The following is a 19,912-nucleotide window of genomic DNA, read 5'->3' on the forward strand; positions in this document are numbered from 1 at the left end:
ACCTTTTTCATTTAAAATGGAAAAATACTCTGCAACTTCTTGCACCACTTTATCATATAAAACTTTAAACAGTCTTGACAATTTTTTTTGCTGTTTTATCATTTAAGTAAGACAAATCAGGAAAGGATTTCCTAACTATGATGAGGATTATTGCATTGCTCATTTTATTAATTCCCGGAGTTTTAGCAGGTTATGGCATTAAATTAATGAGAGATATGGTGTTTGGCATTTTACAGCCGCCTTTTTCATCCTTAATGCTTCAGTTCACTGTAGGGTTGCTATTTTTTGTAATTGGTTTAGGATTTGTAGCAGGTTTTATTCTTCATCGAGATCGAAAGCGTCAAAAGGTTCAACCTCGCTTTCAGCAAAAAAAAGAAGCATCTCTATCAAAAAAATAGAGATGCTTCTTTTTTTACATACGTTTATTAGCAAATTCATTAACCATCTTCTCAGGATAATCAGTGATGATGGATTCACAGCCATATCCGTATAGCTGTTTCGCTAGCTTCACATCATTCACCGTATATGGACGCACAGGGATACGATAGTCTTTGGAAGCAGCTACGTTTACTTGATTAACCGTACGATAATTTGGATGAAGTGCTCTAGCACCAAGGTGTTGAGCATAAATCCAAGGCTCAAACATTGGGTATGAGTATAAAATAGCGGTTTCAATGGTTGAATCAAAAGATGTTACTCTCGCTAAGCTATTATGATTGAATGAAGATATAATGATACGGTCTTTCATTTTATAATAGTAAATAAGGTCCAGTACTTTCATTTCTAAATAAGCATAGTCAAACAAGTTGTTTTTCAATTCAATATTAACAGAAAACTGTTGATTAGAAGCCCAAGCTAGTACTTCTTTTAACGTAGGTATTTGACACGCGCCGTATTTCTTTTTAAATTTATAGCTCGCATCAAGGCTTCTTAATTCTTTATAATTAAAGTCCCTTATATACCCTTTACCATTTGTTGTACGATCAACTTTTTCATCATGAATAACCATGAGCTCATCGTCTTTGGACATATGAACATCAAGCTCAATTCCATCTGCTCCTACTCTGATTGCTTCTTCAAACGAAATCATTGTATTTTCAGGAAACGTCCCTGCTGCTCCTCTGTGACCCATAATACGCATACTTGCTCAATCCCTTCATTATGACTTATGATTAACAAGGTAGTTGCAATTTATCATAATGCTTACACATATATTTTACAAGAGAATAGGAGTTGATATGTATGAGACCATTACAAATCTCACCTGATACGGCTGTCAAACTAGCTGAAAAACTAAACGTTCCTTTAGAACAACTTATGCACATGCCCCAGCATATCCTATTGCAAAAGCTTGCTCAGCTGGATAAAGAAGACGACAAGAGCTAATGATAGAAATATCACTGGTATTATGGAGCGATACAAGATAAGAAAGGCCTTTTAGAAGGTCTTTTTTTATTTAATTAACTTTTAACAAAAATGATATTTTATTATTGCAAAATGAAAAAGCAAGTGTTATTATCTAATTGTGAAATACTTCACAATATCTAATTCGCCGAAATGATTACAAAAAATTAAAGATGATTTGTTTTTTATTTATCTAACTATGTGAAATATTTCACATACTATTTGCTTGAGGAGGCATTCTTATGGAAATGACATTAGGAAACAAAGTTGTGTTAGTAGGTACAGGTGCAGTTGGAGCAAGCTATGCCTATTCATTAATGAACCAAGGTATTTGCGATGAGTTAGTGTTAGTTGACTTAAACGAAGAAAAAGCACGCGGTGATGTAATGGATTTAGCTCACGGTATCGTATATGCTCCAAGCTCTATGCGCATTTCTTTTGGAACGTACGATGATTGCAAAGATGCTGCTATTGTCGTAATTTGTGCAGGAGCAGCTCAAAAGCCAGGAGAAACAAGACTTGACCTTGTTCATAAAAATGTCAAAATCTTTGAACACATCGTGAATGGAGTCATGTCCTCTGGATTTAATGGTATTTTTTTAGTAGCGACAAACCCAGTTGATATCCTTACTTATGCCACATGGAAATTTTCAGGACTTCCAAAGGAACGCGTGATTGGTTCAGGCACCATCCTTGACTCAGCTCGTTTCCGTCACCTCCTCAGTGAAGAGCTTGGCGCAGCTCCAACAAGCGTCCACGGTTATATCATTGGAGAACACGGAGATTCTCAGCTTGCCGTTTGGAGTGGCGCTAACATTTCTGGAACACCAATCGCAGATCAGCTATCATCAGAACGAAAAGAAGAAATTGCTGTTCAAGTACGAAATGCGGCTTATGAAATTATCAAATCAAAAGGTGCTACTTATTATGGTATCGCAATGGGATTAGCTAGAATTACGAGAGCCATCTTGAAAAATGAGCAGGTTGTCCTTCCAGTAGGAGCCTATCTAGACGGAGAATATGGTGAACATGATATTTATGTAGGTGTTCCAAGTATCATTCACCGTGGAGGTGTAAAGAAAGTCTTAGAACTTCCGTTAGATAAGTCCGAACATGAAAAATTCTCAAAATCTATTCAAACGTTAAAAGAAATTCAGCAGCCATTTTTCTCTTTAACAAACTAAGCAGGAAGCGAGGAAGTTCGCTTTCTCGCTTTCTAAAGGAGCCATTCATATGCTTGTTGATACGTATAATCCATTTCAAAACCTTACGCTTTCAGCACTTATTGCAGCTATTCCCATTATCTCATTTTTAATATGTTTGACCCTTTTTAAAATGAAAGGAATTTATGCAGCACTGTTAAACTTGGGTATTACGCTCTTTCTTGTTATTTACTTTTTTGACCTTTCACCTACGCATGCATTCGGCAGCGTTATTCAAGGGTTCGTTCAAGGTATCTGGCCTATTGGCTATATTATTATTATGGCTGTGTGGCTTTATAAAATTGCCGTTGAAACCGGAAAATTTGATGTTTTAAGAGGTAGTATTATTAACATTTCCAGTGATCAGCGACTTCAGCTATTGCTCATCGGCTTTTGCTTTAATGCCTTTTTAGAAGGAGCTGCAGGCTTTGGTGTGCCAATTGCAATTTGCGCCGTACTACTTGTTTCACTCGGTTTTAAGCCACTTCAAGCAGCTATGCTTTGCCTAATCGCGAACGGAGCATCTGGTGCATTTGGCGCCATTGGGATTCCAGTAGCGATTGTTGATACTTTTCAGTTAGAGAACGTAAGCGCCATGGATGTATCGGTGCAAACAACTTTAACTCTCCCTTTCATTAACTTTACGATTCCTTTTTTACTTATCTTTTTAATTGATGGATGGCGAGGAGTTAAAGAAACGCTCCCTGCTATTTTGGTCACATCTTTTGTTTATACTAGTGCACAAGCCGCTATGACCATCCTAATTGGGCCAGAGCTTGCTGATATTATTCCTGCGCTTTTAGCAATGGGAGCACTTGCTCTTTTCTTACGTAAATGGCAGCCAAAGCGTATTTTCTTGCTAAATGGACAAGCCCCTACTGTGAGAAAATATCCAGTAAAAGAAGTTATTCTTTCTTGGTCACCTTTTTATTTGTTAACAGGATTTGTACTAATCTGGAGCCTTCCTGTTTTCAAATCTCTTTTCCAACTAGGAAACCTGTTATCACCTTTTGTTTTCACTTTTAATGCTCCTGGAACACCTATTGTACTTTCAATTGATTTCATTGGAGCAACAGGAACGGCCATCCTTTTTGCTGCTATAACGACTGTTTTAACAACGAAAAACATTAACCGTTCTCGGAGCATAGCACTTCTAGGAAAGACAATCAAAGAATTTATCATTCCTATTGGGATGATCTGTGCTGTTATCAGCATCGCTAAACTAATGACATATGGTGGCTTAACAATGGCACTTGGGAATGCCGTAGCCGAAGCAGGTCAAACTTTTCCTTTGTTCTCCCCTGTTCTTGGCTGGATTGGTGTTTTTATGACGGGATCTGTTGTGAATAACAACACGCTGTTTGCTCCAATCCAAACAACGGCCGCATCTTTAATTGGAACAAACCCTTCTATGCTAGTTGCTAGCAACACAGCTGGAGGAGTCATGGCAAAGCTCGTATCCCCGCAGTCAATTGCTATTGCAACAGCAGCAGTTGGTCAAACAGGAAAAGAAGCTGAGTTAACCAAGATGACGCTTCGCTACAGCCTCGCTTTACTTTTATTTGTTTGTATTTGGACTTTTATCTTATCCCTTCTTCAATAAAAAGATCCTCGGCTTCTCAAGCCGAGGATCTTTTTACATTTCTTTTCCACTACGATTCAGAGACTCTTCCACAAACTGAATTTTGCTCATTAGTTTATTGATTCCGATTGGAAAGAAATACGAACCAAAAAAAGCACATACAAAAGCTTCAGACCAGATTTTTAACCACGTTGACATAAATGTATCATTGTAACCAAAGTTAATGGATACCAAGGTAAATGAAACAAAACAAGAAATACTTAATGCCATACAAAATGCAAAAATAATACGCTTATATTTCATATGAATCCTCAATTTTAAATGTCACCTTCTTTTTTAACAAATAAATTAAAAGTGGGAGTGGATGTTATGTTACTTATTCAATATGTGAAAACCATAACAAGTATGCATAGCAGTTCGTTCCGCTTATTTACAAATCAACACTTTTACAAGTATATATATGGTATCACCTATATTTATTTTAATAAATTAACTATTTTCAAATCTAACCGTACAGATATTTATCATCTTTATTGTACTTAGTGCCTAAAGTTATGAATAGCTTTTGAAAAAACTAGTACAATAAAAAACATCATTCTTTGTAGGATCAGCGTCCTCGTAAAGAATGATGTTTTTTCATTTATCTAAATATATCTTACTATTCAAGGACGAATAAGCATTCGTTTACTTCTTACCCTCTCAAGAAGCTTTATGTTCAAGGCGTAATTTATCCGCAACCATTGCAATAAACTCCGAATTCGTCGGTTTCGCTTTCGTCATGCTGACAGTATAGCCAAATAAAGACGAAATTGAATCAATGTTTCCTCTGCTCCAGGCTACTTCGATTGCGTGGCGAATGGCACGTTCCACACGACTTGCTGTGGTATTATATTTTTTTGCAATATCCGGATAAAGAACCTTTGTAATCGAACCAAGTAATTCAATATCTTTATAAACCATGGAGATCGCTTCACGTAAATATAAGTAACCTTTAATATGGGCAGGCACACCAATTTCATGAATAATGCTTGTAATGCTCGCATCTAAGTTTGCAGGTTTATTATCACGCTGTAAGCGCATTGCTGATGAGGATGAACGGTTTGTAAAAGATGATGCTTGACCACTTACCTGGCGAATATGATTTACTAAGTTTTCCATATCAAATGGCTTTAAAATAAAATAAGCAGCACCTAAATCGACTGCCTTTTTCGTCACATCTTCTTGACCAAAAGCGGTTAACATAATTACATTAGGATAGTTTTCTTTTTTCATTTCTTTTAATTGACTCAATACTGCAAGCCCGTCTAAATGAGGCATGATGATATCTAGTACAAGCACGTCCGGATCTTTATCTTTTAAAATAGACAAACATTCCTGCCCGTTATACGCAACCCCGATTACTTCCATATCATCTTGTTCAGAAATGTAATCCTCAAGCAGTCCAATTAATTCTCTATTATCATCGACTAAACATACTTTAATTTTTTTCAAAGTATCTTCCTCCTCATTCCCTTAACTTATACGCCAGTCCCGCATGTCTCTACTCTTTATTCTAAAGGACAAATTCGACAATGCAACATTATTTCCTTTATTTTTTTATAAAAAAGTCTTTTTTATCATTATCCCATAAATTCCTTTTGTTTTCTGGTTTTTTCGACGTTTTTCTAACAAAAATACGACAGTCTTTTCATAACAAAAAGAGCGAACTATTTATCATTAGCTCGCTCTTTTTGATTCTTTTTTATAAATATTAATGCCCGCTTCATTTAACATCCATTCGATATGAACACCATATCCTGAAGTTGGGTCATTCACAAACACATGAGTAACGGCTCCAATTACTTTGCCATCTTGAATAATTGGGCTTCCGCTCATTCCTTGCACAATACCGCCTGTTTTTTCTAATAACTTTTTGTCTGTAATTTTAATGACCATTCCTTTAGTAGCAGGAAACTTTTGTGGAATACTACTAACAACTTCCACATCAAACTCTTCCACTTTATCGTTTTCGACCACCGTTAAAATTTTAGCTGGTCCTTCTTTTACTTGATGAGATAGTGAAATCGGCATCGGCTTATCTAAAATGCCATTTTCCATCGTTTCAGATAGCTTTCCAAAGATACCAAATGGGCTATTTGTTTTAATATTACCGATAATTTCTTTATCTTCTGAGAAACGCGCTAGCTTCTCGCCTGGAACACCGTTTTCACCTTTTTCAATTGATGTGACGGTAGAGCGTACGATTTGCCCATCTTCTACAACAATTGGCTTTTTGGTATCCATATCGGAAATTACGTGACCTAACGCTCCATATTTTTTTGATTTGGGATCATAGAAAGTCATCGTACCAATGCCCGCAGCAGAATCTCTAATATATAGACCAATTCGATACGCGTAATCTTCTTTGTCTTTTAAGGGATATAACTTTGTTTGAAATTGTTCTTTTTCTCTCATTACTTGTAATTTTAAAGGCTCTCCAGTTTTTCCTGCTTGCTGAATAAATGGCGTAATATCACTCATTTTTTCAATCGTTTTGCCATTGATTTTTGTAATCATGTCGCCTACTTGGATGCCTGCAATTTCACCTGGAGATTTCTTTCCATCTTTCGTATCAACTTGATGATAACCAACAACTAAAACACCTTTAGAGTTCAACTTGACGCCAATTGATTGGCCTCCAGGAATGACTTTAAAGTCAGATAATACTTGAACATCTACTCTTTTGACCGGTACTCCTGCAAGATGAAGCATCATTTCTTCTTTTCCTACTTCTTTGCCAGCTATGCTAAGCTTAGCATCTTGTTTCATCGTTTCAATAACATCATTACTATGAGTGCTAACTGCTAACGATGTGGAAAAATTTACTTCATCACTTTTAAACAGTGTCATTTGTTTTGGGATAGTAAGGTATTGCTGCACAACAGGGATAAAGCCTACAAAAATAAACGAAACAAGGAGAATTGCACCAATTATATATCTAAGTCGATTGTTCATCTTTTCACTCTCCTCGCTTCCTCGCCTAAATGGCTACACTTTTACTTTTGCCTTCTTATAGCCCATTTATAACCGAAGTTCAAAGAAAAATAAAAAGAACCGCAGGAAAGATTTTTAACCAATGTTTACTACATAAAAAAAGCGCTTTTGGCACATAACAATCCACCAGAAGCGCTTTTTAAATAATTATTGTTTAATTTTTGCTGCTAGACCTAACAGTTCTTGGGCATGCTGCTGCGTTAAATCGGTTATTTCGGCTCCTGCAATCATGCGAGCAATTTCTTTTGTTTTCTCTTCTTCGTTTAACGGTAAAACAGATGTTGTAGTGCGATCATCTTTGATTTGCTTTGAAATAAACAAATGTGTATCCGCCATAGCAGCGACCTGTGGAAGATGCGAAATACAAAGCACCTGGGAATCTACAGAGATGGCGTGAATTTTTTCACCAATGGATTGTGCGACACGACCGCTCACTCCTGTATCTACTTCATCAAAAATAATGGACGTAACACCTTGATGCTTAGAGAAAATACTTTTTAGTGCAAGCATAATACGAGATAACTCTCCACCAGAAGCTACTTTAGCAAGTGGCTTTAGCGGCTCTCCTGGGTTTGTCGAAATATAAAACTCCACTGAATCAATACCATCCTTAGTAAACTTAACAGAACCACCGCTCAGTTCGCTATCAGCTTGGTTTGGCGGTAGCTTTTCAAATACGATATTAAAGATAGTTTTAGCCATATAAAGCTCCTGTAGCTCTTGATGAATACTATCCGTTAATTCCGCAGCTAACTGCTTTCTAACCTCAGAAACATTTTTCGCTTCAACAAGCAAGTCCTCTGCTACGCTCGACAGTTTTTGTTTAATTTTTTCAACATGAGTATCTCGGTTCTCAATTCGATCAATTTCATCTTCAATTTGAGCTGCATACTCTAGAATTTCATCAACGCTTTGACCATATTTACGCTTTAAATGACTAATTTCATTTAGCCGTGATTCAATAAAATTGAGACGCTTTGGATCATACTCTAATAAATCGAGCTGCTGGCGAATACGATAAGACACATCTTCAATTTGATAAAAGCTTGATGATATGACTTCTGAAATTTCACCATAGGTGTCTTCTAAATTCGAAATTTCTTCTGCATGGTTCATAGCTACACCTAGCCAATCTAGTCCTCTTTGCTCACCATGAAGAGCGTTATATGCATCCGTTAAGGACGTATAAATCTTTTCAAAGTTAGAAATTTTAAGGCGCTCATCCATCAGTTGCTCATCTTCATTTGGTTGAAGGTCGGCTGCTTTTATTTCATCAAGCTGAAATTGAATTAAATCTAAGCGGTGGGCCATTTGCTGTTCGTTTTCTGTTAATTGTTCTAATTGTTTCTTTAGCGTTGTATATGTAGCAAACACTTCTCGATATTCTGATAGTGCTTCTTCAACCTTCTGACCTCCATACTGGTCAAGAAGAATTAGATGTCGATCTTGGTTCATTAAGTCCTGATGCTCATGCTGACCATGAATATCCATCAGTGTTTGACCCACTTCACGTAAAATGCCAAGCGTGACTAGCTTACCATTAATACGACAAATACTCTTACCATTCATGGTAATATCTCGTCTGAGTACCACCATGCCATCTTCAACTTCAACTCCCACCTGCTTCGCTTTTTCATAGCAAGGGTGCTCGTCTTCAATTAGAAATAACCCTTCGATTTCCGCTCGATTTGTTCCATGCCTTACAAACTCGGATGAACCGCGTCCACCAACAAGCAGATGAATGGCATCAATAATAATTGACTTACCAGCTCCTGTTTCACCTGTTAAAACTGTTAAGCCTTTTTCAAACGATACTGAAAGCTCATCAATGATGGCAAAGTTTTTGATTGATAGTTCTGCTAACAATCTGTTTCACACACCTTTACAACATTTCTAAGAATCGATCCGAAATCTTTTGGGTGTCTTCAGGCGTTCGACAAATAATCAAACACGTATCATCACCACAAATTGTACCTAAAATTTCTTCCCAATCTAAATGATCAATCAATGCTCCAATGGCGTTGGCATTACCCGGCAAGGTCTTCATTACCAGCATATGTCCAGCTGAATCAATTTTTACAAAAGCATCCATTAATGAACGCTTTAGCTTTTGTAAAGGGTTAAAGCGCTGATCTGCAGGGAGACTGTATTTGTAGCGACCATCCATTAACGGAACTTTTACTAAGTGAAGCTCTTTAATGTCGCGAGAGATGGTTGCTTGCGTTACGTTAAATCCTTGATTTTTTAAAATATCTACTAACTCATCTTGCGTTTCAATATCATTGTTTGTAATAATATCACGAATTTTAATATGTCTTTGCCCTTTGTTCATACTGGCACCTCACACTAATATGTATTATCTTATTTCTTATAGTATAGACGAAATGTTATGATTCTCTTCCACATCATGCTGACATTCAATTTGATTATACACCTTTGCGTATAAAGGTGTATAATCAAATTGCCAATGCTAGAATTACTAGCATTGGCTTTTGATGCTTGAAAAGAGACAAGAGCGTTAAGACTTTTTCTCTTTAAGTACAGAATGCGCTTGTTCAACAACTTCTTGAGCTGTCAGACCAGCAAGGTTCTCTCCTTGTTCTCTTTGCCCTTTCCAATGTAGGTGAAGTAAAAATTCAATGTTTCCATCTCCACCCGTAATCGGTGAGTACGATACGTTTCGTACATCATACCCTTCCTTGAGTGCAAAGTTCATCATGTTTTCAACAACTTCTTCATGAACCTTTGCATCTCGTACAATCCCTTTTTTTCCAACTTGCTCACGACCTGCTTCAAACTGCGGCTTCACAAGTGCTACCACATCACTACCTGATACAAGGAGCTGTTTTAACACGGGTAGAATTAGCTTTAAGGAAATGAATGAAACATCAATTGACGCAAATTCAGGTAATCCTGCTGCTAGGTCAGCTGGCGTAACATAACGAAAGTTCGTACGTTCCATTACAACCACTCGCTCATCCTGTCGTAGCTTCCAAGCTAGTTGGTTGTACCCAACATCTAATGCATATGACATTTTTGCTCCGTTTTGCAAAGCACAGTCAGTAAATCCACCCGTTGATGAGCCGATGTCAATCATAATACGATCTTTTACTTGTACATCAAACTCTTTCAGTGCTTTTTCAAGCTTAAAGCCACCTCTACTCACATACGGCATTACTGCTCCCTTTACAGTCAACGGTGTATCTCGGTCAATCTTTTCCCCGGGCTTATCTAACCGCTGTTCGTTCGCGTATACAAGACCAGCCATAACTGTTCGCTTCGCTTTCTCTCTCGTTTCTACCAAGCCTCTTTCGACTAGTAAAACGTCTACTCGTTCTTTTTTCGTCACTTCACTTCAAGCCTCTTTTGTATTGGTCTTACGAGTTTATTTACTCGATTAATTACTTCTTCGGTTGTTAAGTTGATTTCTTCTAATAACTTTGTTACGCTTCCATGCTCAATAAATTTATCTGGAATCCCCATACGATCGATGGCGGAATAATAGCCATGCTCTGAAGCAAACTCTAGTACTGCACTTCCAAACCCACCTTGCAATACAGCTTCTTCAACTGTTAAAACAGGACGATTTGATTTTAAAATGTTATGCAGCATCTCTTCGTCCATTGGCTTAATAAAACGTGCATTTACAACCTCAACTTGAATACCTTTTTTACTTAACGCTTCCGCCGCTTCCATAGCCATTGGAATGGTTGTACCAAACGTTAAGATCGTTGCATCTGTACCTTCTTTTAGCACTTCCCATGTCCCAATATCAATCGATTTTAGCTCGTCATCTAATGGTATGCCTAAACCATTCCCTCTAGGGTAACGCATAGCAATCGGTCCTGCTTCATATGTTAAGGCTGTATGAACCATGTGCTGACCTTCGTTTTCATCTTTCGGCATCATCAACACCAAGTTTGGTAAATGACGTAAAAACGCAATATCGAATACACCTTGATGTGTTTCACCATCTGCTCCTACTAAACCAGCTCGATCAATTCCGATAAATACATTTAGCTTTTGACGACAAATATCATGCACAACTTGATCGTAAGCACGCTGCAAGAACGTTGAATAAATAGCTAAAAACGGCTTCATATTTTGAGTAGCTAAGCCAGCTGCCATCGTTGTCGCATGCTGCTCTGCAATTCCAACATCAAACATACGATCAGGAAATTCTTGTTGAAATGCTTCTAGCTTCGAACCAACCGGCATAGCAGGAGTCACTGCTACAATACGGTCGTCTTTACGAGCCATCTTTAAAACAGTATTACTCACTAATGCGCTCCATCCTACCGGTACATTCTTATCTTTAATAAAGTCACCAGACTCAATTTTATAAGGGCCTGGACCGTGCCACGCACCGCTAGTATCACTTTCCGCTGGCAAGTAACCTTTACCTTTTTTCGTAATAACATGAACGACAACTGGACCTTTTGTTTTCTTGGCATACTGAAGAGTTTCTAAAAGCTCTTCGTAATTATGACCATCCACCGGACCTAGATATGTAAACCCAAGGTCTTCAAAAAACATACCGGACACAACCATATACTTCAGGCCATCTTTAACTCGCTCCGCTGTGGCTGCTAACTTCCCTCCAACGGCTGGCACTTTTTTCAGAAATACTTCTAGCTCATCTTTTACCCAGTTGTATTTCCCTGCTGTACGAAGTCGTCCTAGTACGCTGTGAAGAGCACCTACATTTGGGGCAATTGACATTTCGTTATCGTTTAAAATAACCGTCATATCTGTCTTTTCATGTCCAATATGGTTTAGCGCTTCCAAGGCCATTCCGCCTGTTAATGCTCCGTCACCAATAATTGGGACAACATAAGATTTTGTTTTTTGCAAATCACGCGCAATTGCCATTCCCATTGCAGCAGATAATGACGTAGAGCTGTGTCCTGTTTCCCACACATCATGTTCACTTTCATCCCGCTTAGGAAAGCCACAAAGACCTTTGTACTGGCGAATCGTATCGAATTCGCATGCTCGCCCCGTTAAAATTTTATGAACATAGGACTGATGTCCAACATCCCATAAAAATTTATCCTTTGGGCTGTTAAATACTTTATGAAGCGCAACCGTCAGCTCAACTACTCCTAGGTTTGGCCCAATGTGGCCTCCTGTTGCAGAGAGCTTTGTAATTAAAAAGCGACGAATGTCTTCACTCAATGCTTCTAATTCTGTTATTGACATCTTTTTTAAAAAATCAGGACTTTTTATCGTTGTAAGATCCAATCTGGATCACTCACTTTCGTACTTGTTATAAAGTTACCTTAATACATTTTGTATGGTTTTATACTAATAGTCAATTATTAACACAGTTACTACTTATAATACCTTTGTCAGGTTATAAGTAAACATACCTCTCTTTAAAAGAAAACCGTGAAAAAATAGCCGCTAACACAAATGTGATAACGGCCACCAAAATATTGTATATGTCTTGCAAACCTATGCACTACGTCTTTGACATAGTAGTAAGGCTATTATAGCATAGGCAATATTGGGACTCAATCTTATTTTATCTCATTTATATAAAAAACAGGTCCATTACTTAACGATCACGCTTCGCCACGTATAGACAAATTTCTTCAAGCAACCCCGTATCCAACTTGGTTGTTTTAAGCGCATCTAAGCTGGATTGAATATGATGATGAAGCTTTTGCTTTGCTGCTTCCATTCCAAGTAGAAGAGGATACGTCGTCTTTTCATTCTCCGTATCGCTTCCAACAGGTTTACCAATTGCTTCTTCGGACCCTTCAATATCTAAAATGTCATCTTGAATTTGAAAAGCAAGCCCTAAGTTAAAGCTGAACTTCTCTAGAAGCTCTAATTGTTCCTCAGTCGCTTCACCTAAGATTGCACCTGCTTTCACACAAAAACTTAAAAGCTTTCCTGTTTTATGTATATGAATATCTTCTAGCTGCTGAAGAGTTAAATGTTCATGCTGCTGTTCTCCTTGCATATCAGCAACCTGTCCTTTAATCATACCTTCTGCTCCAGCTGCTTTCACAAGCTCACTTAGAAGCTTCACTTTTACTTCATCTTTTATTTCTGAGGCGTTTATAATTACCTGAAAACTGTTGGTTAATAGCGCATCACCAGCTAAAATCGCCGTTGCTTCGCCATACACCTTATGATTTGTTGGCTTACCTCTTCGTAAATCATCGTCATCCATGCTTGGTAAGTCATCGTGAATGAGTGAATATGTATGAATCATTTCAACTGCGCTTGCAGCTGCGAGCCCTTTTTCTTCATCATGCCCTAATGCTTTTAGCGTCGCAAAGACTAACATTGGTCGCAGACGCTTTCCTCCAGCCGTTAATGAATACAACATCGATTCTTTTAATAGCGAAGGCGCTTGCAGATTCGTTACATATCCATGTAGAAATGTCTCTACTTTACCTTTTGTAAACTGAATGTACTCCTGTAGCTGCTGTTCGCTCACGTCTATTCTTCCTCCTGAACAGTAAAAGGTGCTAACGTTCCGTCTTCTTGCAAAATGCTCTCCATTTGTTTTTCAATTTGCTGAAGGCGATCATGACAGAATTTTGATAAAGACATCCCTTGCTGAAATTTTTCAATCGCTTCTTCTAACGGAATGTCGCCTTCTTCTAACTTATTCACAATTTTCTCTAGCTGGTCCATTGCGTCTTCAAACGTCTGCTCTGTTTTGTTCGCCATTTTTATCGCTCCTTTATATCTGACACTTCACACTGTAATTGTCCATCTGTTAATCGAACTTGAATGGTATCACCTTTTGCCAATTGTTTTGTGGACTTTATTAGCGTCTGGTCATCATCGTACACCAGGCTATAACCTCGCTCCATTGTTTTTAACGGGCTCAATGCATGTAGCTTAGAAGCTGTAGTTGCAAATAAAAGGTGTTGCTGTTTCATAAGCTGTTGCATTTCTCTTTGCAATACTTTTGCTAGCTGCATGTGCTGTTCACGTGCTTGCTTAACTTTTTGCTGAGGGTGGTTACGCTGCAAGTTCATAGCAAGTTGTTCATACTGATTTTGCTTTCTTTCAAAAAATCTCTTGCTTTCACGATATAATGTATCGATAACGCGGTCAAGTTGTTGCTCTTTTTGTTCGATTAGTTTTTGTGGATAACGAAACGCATACGATTTTTGAGACTTTTCTAATCTTCTTTTACTGTGCTGAATTTTTTCATTCATCGCGCGAAGTAAACGAATATTCCGCTGTGAAATACGCTCTGAAATCTCAGCAATACTTGGTACCGCCAGTTCTGCAGCTCCTGTTGGAGTAGGTGCTCTTAGATCTGCTACAAAATCTGCGATTGTAAAGTCCGTCTCATGGCCAACAGCTGAAATAATAGGCAGCGCAGAATGATAAATCGCGCGTGCAACCACTTCTTCATTAAACGCCCATAGCTCTTCAATTGACCCTCCTCCTCGCCCAACAATTAGCACATCAGCTTCGTCTCGCTTGTTTGCTTCGTTAATTGCTTTTACGATTGAAGGAGCAGCGTTCACACCTTGAACGAGAGCTGGTATAACAATGATTTTAGCGATTGGATAGCGCCTCTTTAGCGTTGTAATAATGTCGCGCACTGCGGCTCCTGTCGGGGATGTAATTACACCGATTGTACTCGGGTATTTAGGGAGATTTTGTTTGTGGGAAGCATGAAATAACCCTTCTTTTTCAAGCTTTTTCTTTAACTGTTCATAAGCTAAGTAGAGATTACCAACGCCATCAGGCTGCATTTCCTTTACATACATTTGGTAGTTTCCACTCGGCTCGTATACAGATATTTCGCTGCGAATTAACACTTTCATTCCTTCTTCAGGCTGAAAGGCTAATTTGCTGTTATGACCAGCAAACATGACCGCTGCAATGCGAGCATTTTCATCTTTTAAAGTAAAATACATATGACCTCTACTATGCTTTTTAAAGTTAGATATTTCACCTTTAATCCAAATATCTTGTAGATGAGGATCGACATCAAATTTCCGCTTAATATAGCGTGTTAATGCTGACACAGTTAAATAACGAACTTCACTCATAATATAACCTCCTTGTTTCTAAAAGGTTCTTCCCCTCTCCTTTTTAGATAAAGGAGAGAAGTACCCTATTAGATTGTACTCGGTTAACGAGATAGAGTAACAGCTACCTTCGATAATACGCCATTAATAAAGCGACCAGATTGATCATCACCAAATACTTTTGCTAACTCAATTGCTTCATTCATTGTAACATTTCCAGGAATTTCTTCTTCGTATTTCATTTCATATACCGCCATACGTAAAATAGTACGGTCTACCGTTGCAACTCGATCTAACGTCCATTTTTCTAAGTGGTCGCGTAGAATGCCATCAATCTCTTTCTGATTGTTTGCCACGCCTAACACTAATTTTTCTAAGAAATCGTCACCTTTTCCCTCTTGCAACACATTTTCCATCGCTTCTAATGGCTCAATTTGCCCAAGATCGTGTTGAAATAAGGCCTGTAATGCTTTTTGTCTTGCTGTATGTCTTTTCATTATTTTGACTCCTTTATTTATCTACTTTCACTAGTATACCTAGATAATAGCACAATTTATTGTAAATCAAAGAAGGAATTTCACCCGTCATTACTATCTCATTTTTACGCGGCTGTTAATCATCCAACACTAGAAAGCGTAACATGGCGTCCTTCTTCATTAAGTGCTTTTCCGCCATGTTACACCTTCTAGACCAACTCATAAACACGAAAAAGACCGTCTATGTGACGAGACAGTCTTTTTCACTTTACCATAGCTTGTCTGGAAAAGAAATAACTAAAATTAGGAGTTACTCCTCTTCTTCAACTTCTTGCTTTTGCGTATCAAATTGAACGCCTACAATATGAATATTTACTTCATCTATTTCAATTGCTGTCATATTTTTTAACGCTTGGCGGATATTATCTTGTACCTTTTGCGCCACAACCGGAATAGATACACCAAACTTCATCATGCAGAATACATCAACTTTAATACCATTTTCAGTTAAATCAACTTTAACGCCTTTTCCATGGTTTTTCTTCCCTAACTTTTCAACGACACCTGCTGCAAAATTGCCACGCATAGCCGTAACGCCATCTACTTCTGAAGCCGCAATCCCTGCAATTACTTCAATGACTTCAGGAGCAATTTCAACTTTACCTAAGGAATTTGGATGTTCTTCCATTTCTAATACATGATTTTCGTTCATGTACAGCACCTCCTATTATTTATACTATACTACGAATTCATTACATCATGTAGCTCAAGAAATTTTGTATTGAATTCTCCACCTACAAACTGTTCGTGATTTAATAATTTCAAGTGGAACGGAATCGTTGTTGCAACTCCTTCAATAACAAACTCGCTTAAAGCACGCTTCATTCGCTCGATTGCCTCTTCGCGAGTTGGTGCATGAACAATTAGCTTCGCAATCATAGAATCATAATATGGCGGGATTGTATAGCCTGGGTATGCGGCTGAATCAACGCGTACTCCGTAGCCCCCTGGTGGTAAATACATTTCGATTGTTCCAGCAGATGGCATGAAGTTTTTCTCAGGGTTTTCTGCGTTAATACGACATTCAATTGCCCACCCATTAAATGTTACTTCCTCTTGTTTTAAAGGAAGATATTCGCCATTTGCTACTTTAATTTGTTCCTGAATCAAGTCAACACCTGTTACCATTTCTGTTACAGGATGCTCTACTTGAATCCGTGTATTCATTTCCATAAAATAGAATTTATTTTCGCGATAATCAAAGATAAACTCTACTGTACCAGCCCCTGTATAGCCAACTGCTTGAGCCGCTTTTACAGCTGCGTCTCCCATTTTAGTACGTGTTTCTTCATTTAATGCTGGAGAAGGCGTTTCTTCAATTAATTTTTGAAGTCGGCGCTGAATACTACAGTCACGCTCTCCTAAATGAATCACGTTACCATGTGTATCTGCTAATACTTGAATTTCAACATGACGGAAGTCCTCGATGTACTTTTCAATATATACACCAGGGTTACCAAATGCCGTAGCAGCTTCTTGTTGCGTAATCGTAATTCCTTTTACGAGCTCTTGCTCCGTTCTCGCAACGCGAATTCCTTTTCCTCCACCGCCGGCTGTTGCTTTAATAATAACAGGGTACCCAATATCTTTAGCAATTGACATGCCATCTTCAACAGACTCTACGATACCCGTTGAGCCTGGAACAATTGGCACACCTGCTTCACGCATTGTTTCTCGCGCAATGTCTTTTGTTCCCATTTTTGTAATAGCTTCAGGAGTAGGTCCCACAAATGTAATATTGCATTCGCGACAAAGCTCTGCAAAATCAGAGTTCTCCGCTAAGAATCCATATCCAGGATGGATTGCATCACAACCTGTCGATGTTGCAACGCTCATGATATTTGTAAAGTTTAAATAACTATCTTTTGATGCCGTAGGTCCGATGCAATAAGCTTCATCTGCAAGCTGTACATGAAGAGCGTTGCGATCGGCTTGGGAATAAACTGCAACTGACTCTACGCCTAATTCTTTGCAGGCACGAATAATACGAACTGCAATTTCTCCTCTATTTGCAACTAAAAGCTTTTTAATCATGTTTTACCGCTCCTTATTCAGGCTTCACTAAGAACAGTGGTTGACCATATTCTACAAGCTGACCATTCTCAGCTAAAATTTCTACAATCTCACCTTTAACCTCTGCTTCAATTTCATTAAATAATTTCATTGCTTCAACGATGCACACAATGGAATCTTTTTGAACTTTGTCACCCACTGCAACATACGCATCGTCGTCTGGAGAAGATGATGCATAAAACGTTCCAACCATTGGAGACGTAATTTTATGTAGATTCTCATCTTTTGCTGGTGCTGCTTCTACTGGCTCAGCTGTTTTTGTTTCACTTACGGCTGCCGCTTGTGGCTGAGCAACAGGTTGTGGTGCTACTACTTCAGGAGTTGATGAAACAACTTGTACAGGCGCAGCGTTCTTTGAAACAATTGCATCTTTCTTTTTCATTTTTACTTTTGACCCTTCATGCTCATATACAAATTCTTCAATGGATGATTGATCAACTAATTTAATTAATTCACGGATTTCTTGAATTTTCAACATATTAAACACTCCTACTTCATGAAATAGAAATCTTTCTACTACTTTGCTATGATACGACAAATTGCAATCTTCATTCAAATTGCTTTGTGCGCATGTAAAAGAATAATCTACTCAAAATGGGTTTTAGAACTTACTACTATTTACAATTATAATCGTATCGATAGAGAAATTACAATTGTAGAAAAACATTATAACCTAGTACTAATATAAGGCTATAATGATAATTATAACCCAATCACCTGGATAAATCCACGTTAAAATTCAGCTATCAGCCTAGTAAGAATCATAAAAAAAAAGCGATGACAATAGGCTTCATCGCTTTTTGAATTGATTTATTTTGTTGGTTGAAACTCAACTGCTACCTCTTTTTGCCCAAGCTCTTTTTTCACTAATTGAATAATTTCATTTGCTTTTGCTTTAGAATGCTTTTCAGTTTTCACAGTAATGTTAACCTCGCTACCATCAGCTCTTACCAGTGCATCTTCATAACCTTTAGACTTAATTAAAGTTTCAATGACAGCCTCTTTCTCTGCTAGCTCCGATAGCTGGTCGATTTTATCCATTGCTTTACTTACTTCAGTAGCTGATACGTTTTTAGAAGCAGCTACTTCCTGTAACTCTTCTTTCAGCTTGCTTCTCTCATCAATTAGCTCTAAGCGAAGCGCCGTAAATAATTCATCACTTTCTACATTTGATACAGTCGTTTTGCTCTCTGTAGTAGACTTAGCATTTTCCTTTTTTGTATCTTCTTTTGCTGGCTCTTTAGCATCTTCTTTTACATCTTCTTTGTTCGTATTTTCTTCTTGTTGATCCACAACCGCTACGTTTGACTGAGGGCTTTCTGGCGTTGTCATATAATACACTGATAAAACCACTACTAAACTTAACATTGTTAATAACCAAACTGTTTGCTTTTTTAATAACATTTGGATTTCCCCCTTAACCTTTTTTAGGTAATACAGCAACTCTATGACTAGGCACATCTAAGGAGCGTGTGACTGCTTCAATAATCCATTTTTTCACTTCGATATTATCAGCCCCTTTCGCAACGACGAGGATACCTCGTATTTTCGGCTTTTCTGTTTTCACTACAACAGGCTTTTCCTGGTCACCACTTCTGACGATAACTAACTTTTCATCCGTAGAGATGTCTTCTACTTTTCGTTTTCCACCCTCACGATCTGTTTCGTCTGTCGACTGCTTTTGGGTCACCGTGTTTTTTTCATAAACTTTTGCCTCTGTTGCATCGAGGTTTACGATTACTTCCACCTTGCTTACACCATCAATCTGTTCTAATACGTCTTGTAACTGTTCTTCATATTTTTTTTCATAATCAGTAATCGCTGTGTTTTTTTTTGAACCAAATGTCGGAACATCCTCTTGGTCCTGTACAGTAGAAGAAGCTGGTTTTGCTTCATCTACTGTTGATTGCAACATACCCTTTGAACCGTTCATGAGCATAAACACCATGCCTGCTGCTAATAAAATACCCATGTAGACAAGCTTAGACGGCTTCTTATCATCTGATTTTTTTGTCAAGGAGAAAAGTCTTTTTAAAAATGATGATCCTTCTTTTTTATCATTCATGT

General features: G+C 38.0%; 21 protein-coding genes. 4 read left to right on the forward strand and 17 right to left on the reverse strand.

Features of this window, described 5'->3' with window-relative positions:
* Window positions 1-137 precede the first annotated feature (137 nt).
* The gene (locus LZP85_RS14925; protein ID WP_061784659.1) at window positions 138-398 is read left to right on the forward strand and encodes a DUF2627 domain-containing protein; all 261 of its coding nucleotides are present in this window, start codon (window positions 138-140) and stop codon (window positions 396-398) included.
* A gap of 14 nt (window positions 399-412) precedes the next feature.
* On the opposite strand, the gene LZP85_RS14930 is transcribed toward LZP85_RS14925, so the two are convergent.
* A complete protein-coding gene (locus tag LZP85_RS14930; protein WP_076512157.1) occupies window positions 413-1,141 on the reverse strand; it encodes a glycerophosphodiester phosphodiesterase in 729 nt (242 codons plus the stop codon).
* 101 nt (window positions 1,142-1,242) lie between these two features.
* Here LZP85_RS14930 and LZP85_RS14935 point away from each other — a divergent pair, with 101 nt between their 5' ends.
* The 3 genes from LZP85_RS14935 (at window position 1,243) to LZP85_RS14945 (ending at window position 4,209) form a co-directional block, all read left to right on the forward strand.
* Entirely contained in the window at window positions 1,243-1,386 is a 144-nt protein-coding gene (locus LZP85_RS14935; protein ID WP_064484024.1) for a YycC family protein, read from the forward strand.
* Between the two features lie 260 nt (window positions 1,387-1,646).
* Window positions 1,647-2,588 carry an L-lactate dehydrogenase gene (locus tag LZP85_RS14940; RefSeq protein WP_119543450.1) on the forward strand — a complete coding sequence of 314 codons (942 nt, stop codon included), beginning with the start codon at window positions 1,647-1,649 and terminating at the stop codon, window positions 2,586-2,588.
* 49 nt (window positions 2,589-2,637) lie between these two features.
* Window positions 2,638-4,209 (forward strand): L-lactate permease, encoded by a 1,572-nt coding sequence (locus tag LZP85_RS14945; RefSeq protein WP_234561780.1) that lies wholly within the window; start codon window positions 2,638-2,640, stop codon window positions 4,207-4,209.
* A gap of 33 nt (window positions 4,210-4,242) precedes the next feature.
* Here the strand turns inward: LZP85_RS14945 and LZP85_RS14950 are convergent, their stop codons facing one another.
* The 16 genes from LZP85_RS14950 to spoIIIAG form a co-directional block, all read right to left on the reverse strand.
* Complete coding sequence (locus tag LZP85_RS14950; protein ID WP_224839988.1) at window positions 4,243-4,491, reverse strand: DUF2798 domain-containing protein; 249 nt, start codon at window positions 4,489-4,491, stop codon at window positions 4,243-4,245.
* Window positions 4,492-4,887: 396 nt separating this feature from the next.
* Window positions 4,888-5,679: a sporulation transcription factor Spo0A gene (gene spo0A, locus LZP85_RS14955; protein ID WP_094910755.1), complete on the reverse strand. Its 792-nt coding sequence runs from the start codon at window positions 5,677-5,679 to the stop codon at window positions 4,888-4,890.
* 225 nt (window positions 5,680-5,904) lie between these two features.
* Entirely contained in the window at window positions 5,905-7,182 is a 1,278-nt protein-coding gene (gene spoIVB, locus LZP85_RS14960; RefSeq protein ID WP_119543449.1) for a SpoIVB peptidase, read from the reverse strand.
* Window positions 7,183-7,368: 186 nt separating this feature from the next.
* The gene (gene recN, locus LZP85_RS14965) at window positions 7,369-9,087 is read right to left on the reverse strand and encodes a DNA repair protein RecN (protein ID WP_025911489.1); all 1,719 of its coding nucleotides are present in this window, start codon (window positions 9,085-9,087) and stop codon (window positions 7,369-7,371) included.
* Between the two features lie 16 nt (window positions 9,088-9,103).
* A complete protein-coding gene (ahrC, locus tag LZP85_RS14970) occupies window positions 9,104-9,553 on the reverse strand; it encodes a transcriptional regulator AhrC/ArgR (RefSeq protein WP_025911491.1) in 450 nt (149 codons plus the stop codon).
* Window positions 9,554-9,739: 186 nt separating this feature from the next.
* On the reverse strand, window positions 9,740-10,570 hold the full coding sequence (locus tag LZP85_RS14975; protein ID WP_025911493.1) for a TlyA family RNA methyltransferase: 831 nt from the start codon (window positions 10,568-10,570) through the stop codon (window positions 9,740-9,742).
* Window positions 10,567-12,465 carry a 1-deoxy-D-xylulose-5-phosphate synthase gene (gene dxs, locus LZP85_RS14980; RefSeq protein ID WP_076512153.1) on the reverse strand — a complete coding sequence of 633 codons (1,899 nt, stop codon included), beginning with the start codon at window positions 12,463-12,465 and terminating at the stop codon, window positions 10,567-10,569. The genes LZP85_RS14975 and dxs overlap by 4 nt, the downstream gene beginning before the upstream one ends.
* 316 nt (window positions 12,466-12,781) lie before the next feature.
* Window positions 12,782-13,675, reverse strand: coding sequence for a polyprenyl synthetase family protein (locus tag LZP85_RS14985; protein ID WP_061784665.1), 894 nt, complete (start codon window positions 13,673-13,675; stop codon window positions 12,782-12,784).
* Between the two features lie 2 nt (window positions 13,676-13,677).
* Window positions 13,678-13,911: an exodeoxyribonuclease VII small subunit gene (locus tag LZP85_RS14990; protein ID WP_025911499.1), complete on the reverse strand. Its 234-nt coding sequence runs from the start codon at window positions 13,909-13,911 to the stop codon at window positions 13,678-13,680.
* Between the two features lie 2 nt (window positions 13,912-13,913).
* Complete coding sequence (xseA, locus tag LZP85_RS14995) at window positions 13,914-15,257, reverse strand: exodeoxyribonuclease VII large subunit (protein WP_119543448.1); 1,344 nt, start codon at window positions 15,255-15,257, stop codon at window positions 13,914-13,916.
* An 83-nt stretch (window positions 15,258-15,340) separates the two neighbouring features.
* Window positions 15,341-15,733, reverse strand: coding sequence for a transcription antitermination factor NusB (gene nusB / locus LZP85_RS15000; RefSeq protein ID WP_119543447.1), 393 nt, complete (start codon window positions 15,731-15,733; stop codon window positions 15,341-15,343).
* Window positions 15,734-16,022: 289 nt separating this feature from the next.
* Window positions 16,023-16,424: an Asp23/Gls24 family envelope stress response protein gene (locus LZP85_RS15005; RefSeq protein WP_025911505.1), complete on the reverse strand. Its 402-nt coding sequence runs from the start codon at window positions 16,422-16,424 to the stop codon at window positions 16,023-16,025.
* Between the two features lie 29 nt (window positions 16,425-16,453).
* The gene (gene accC, locus LZP85_RS15010; RefSeq protein ID WP_206782105.1) at window positions 16,454-17,806 is read right to left on the reverse strand and encodes an acetyl-CoA carboxylase biotin carboxylase subunit; all 1,353 of its coding nucleotides are present in this window, start codon (window positions 17,804-17,806) and stop codon (window positions 16,454-16,456) included.
* Between the two features lie 13 nt (window positions 17,807-17,819).
* Window positions 17,820-18,323, reverse strand: a complete 504-nt coding sequence (gene accB, locus LZP85_RS15015) for an acetyl-CoA carboxylase biotin carboxyl carrier protein (RefSeq protein WP_119543446.1) — start codon at window positions 18,321-18,323, stop codon at window positions 17,820-17,822.
* Window positions 18,324-18,655: 332 nt separating this feature from the next.
* Window positions 18,656-19,249 carry a SpoIIIAH-like family protein gene (locus LZP85_RS15020; protein WP_119543445.1) on the reverse strand — a complete coding sequence of 198 codons (594 nt, stop codon included), beginning with the start codon at window positions 19,247-19,249 and terminating at the stop codon, window positions 18,656-18,658.
* A 13-nt stretch (window positions 19,250-19,262) separates the two neighbouring features.
* The gene (spoIIIAG, locus tag LZP85_RS15025; protein ID WP_076512149.1) at window positions 19,263-19,910 is read right to left on the reverse strand and encodes a stage III sporulation protein AG; all 648 of its coding nucleotides are present in this window, start codon (window positions 19,908-19,910) and stop codon (window positions 19,263-19,265) included.
* Window positions 19,911-19,912 lie beyond the last annotated feature (2 nt).

The organism is Priestia flexa (assembly GCF_021441905.1).
Lineage (GTDB): Bacteria > Bacillota > Bacilli > Bacillales > Bacillaceae_H > Priestia > Priestia flexa.

Bases quoted from the DNA above. Each gene is read 5' to 3' on its own strand.
- LZP85_RS14950 (WP_224839988.1), bottom strand. From the start codon at position 4,491: ATGAAATATAAGCGTATTATTTTTGCATTTTGTATGGCATTAAGTATT.
- LZP85_RS14930 (WP_076512157.1), bottom strand. From the start codon at position 1,141: ATGCGTATTATGGGTCACAGAGGAGCAGCAGGGACGTTTCCTGAAAAT.
- LZP85_RS14940 (WP_119543450.1), top strand. From the start codon at position 1,647: ATGGAAATGACATTAGGAAACAAAGTTGTGTTAGTAGGTACAGGTGCA.
- LZP85_RS15020 (WP_119543445.1), bottom strand. From the start codon at position 19,249: ATGTTATTAAAAAAGCAAACAGTTTGGTTATTAACAATGTTAAGTTTA.
- LZP85_RS14945 (WP_234561780.1), top strand. From the start codon at position 2,638: ATGCTTGTTGATACGTATAATCCATTTCAAAACCTTACGCTTTCAGCA.
- spoIIIAG (WP_076512149.1), bottom strand. From the start codon at position 19,910: ATGAATGATAAAAAAGAAGGATCATCATTTTTAAAAAGACTTTTCTCC.
- spoIVB (WP_119543449.1), bottom strand. From the start codon at position 7,182: ATGAACAATCGACTTAGATATATAATTGGTGCAATTCTCCTTGTTTCG.
- accC (WP_206782105.1), bottom strand. From the start codon at position 17,806: ATGATTAAAAAGCTTTTAGTTGCAAATAGAGGAGAAATTGCAGTTCGT.
- LZP85_RS15005 (WP_025911505.1), bottom strand. From the start codon at position 16,424: ATGAACGAAAATCATGTATTAGAAATGGAAGAACATCCAAATTCCTTA.
- nusB (WP_119543447.1), bottom strand. From the start codon at position 15,733: ATGAAAAGACATACAGCAAGACAAAAAGCATTACAGGCCTTATTTCAA.
- accB (WP_119543446.1), bottom strand. From the start codon at position 18,323: ATGTTGAAAATTCAAGAAATCCGTGAATTAATTAAATTAGTTGATCAA.
- xseA (WP_119543448.1), bottom strand. From the start codon at position 15,257: ATGAGTGAAGTTCGTTATTTAACTGTGTCAGCATTAACACGCTATATT.
- LZP85_RS14990 (WP_025911499.1), bottom strand. From the start codon at position 13,911: ATGGCGAACAAAACAGAGCAGACGTTTGAAGACGCAATGGACCAGCTA.
- ahrC (WP_025911491.1), bottom strand. From the start codon at position 9,553: ATGAACAAAGGGCAAAGACATATTAAAATTCGTGATATTATTACAAAC.
- LZP85_RS14935 (WP_064484024.1), top strand. From the start codon at position 1,243: ATGAGACCATTACAAATCTCACCTGATACGGCTGTCAAACTAGCTGAA.
- LZP85_RS14925 (WP_061784659.1), top strand. From the start codon at position 138: ATGATGAGGATTATTGCATTGCTCATTTTATTAATTCCCGGAGTTTTA.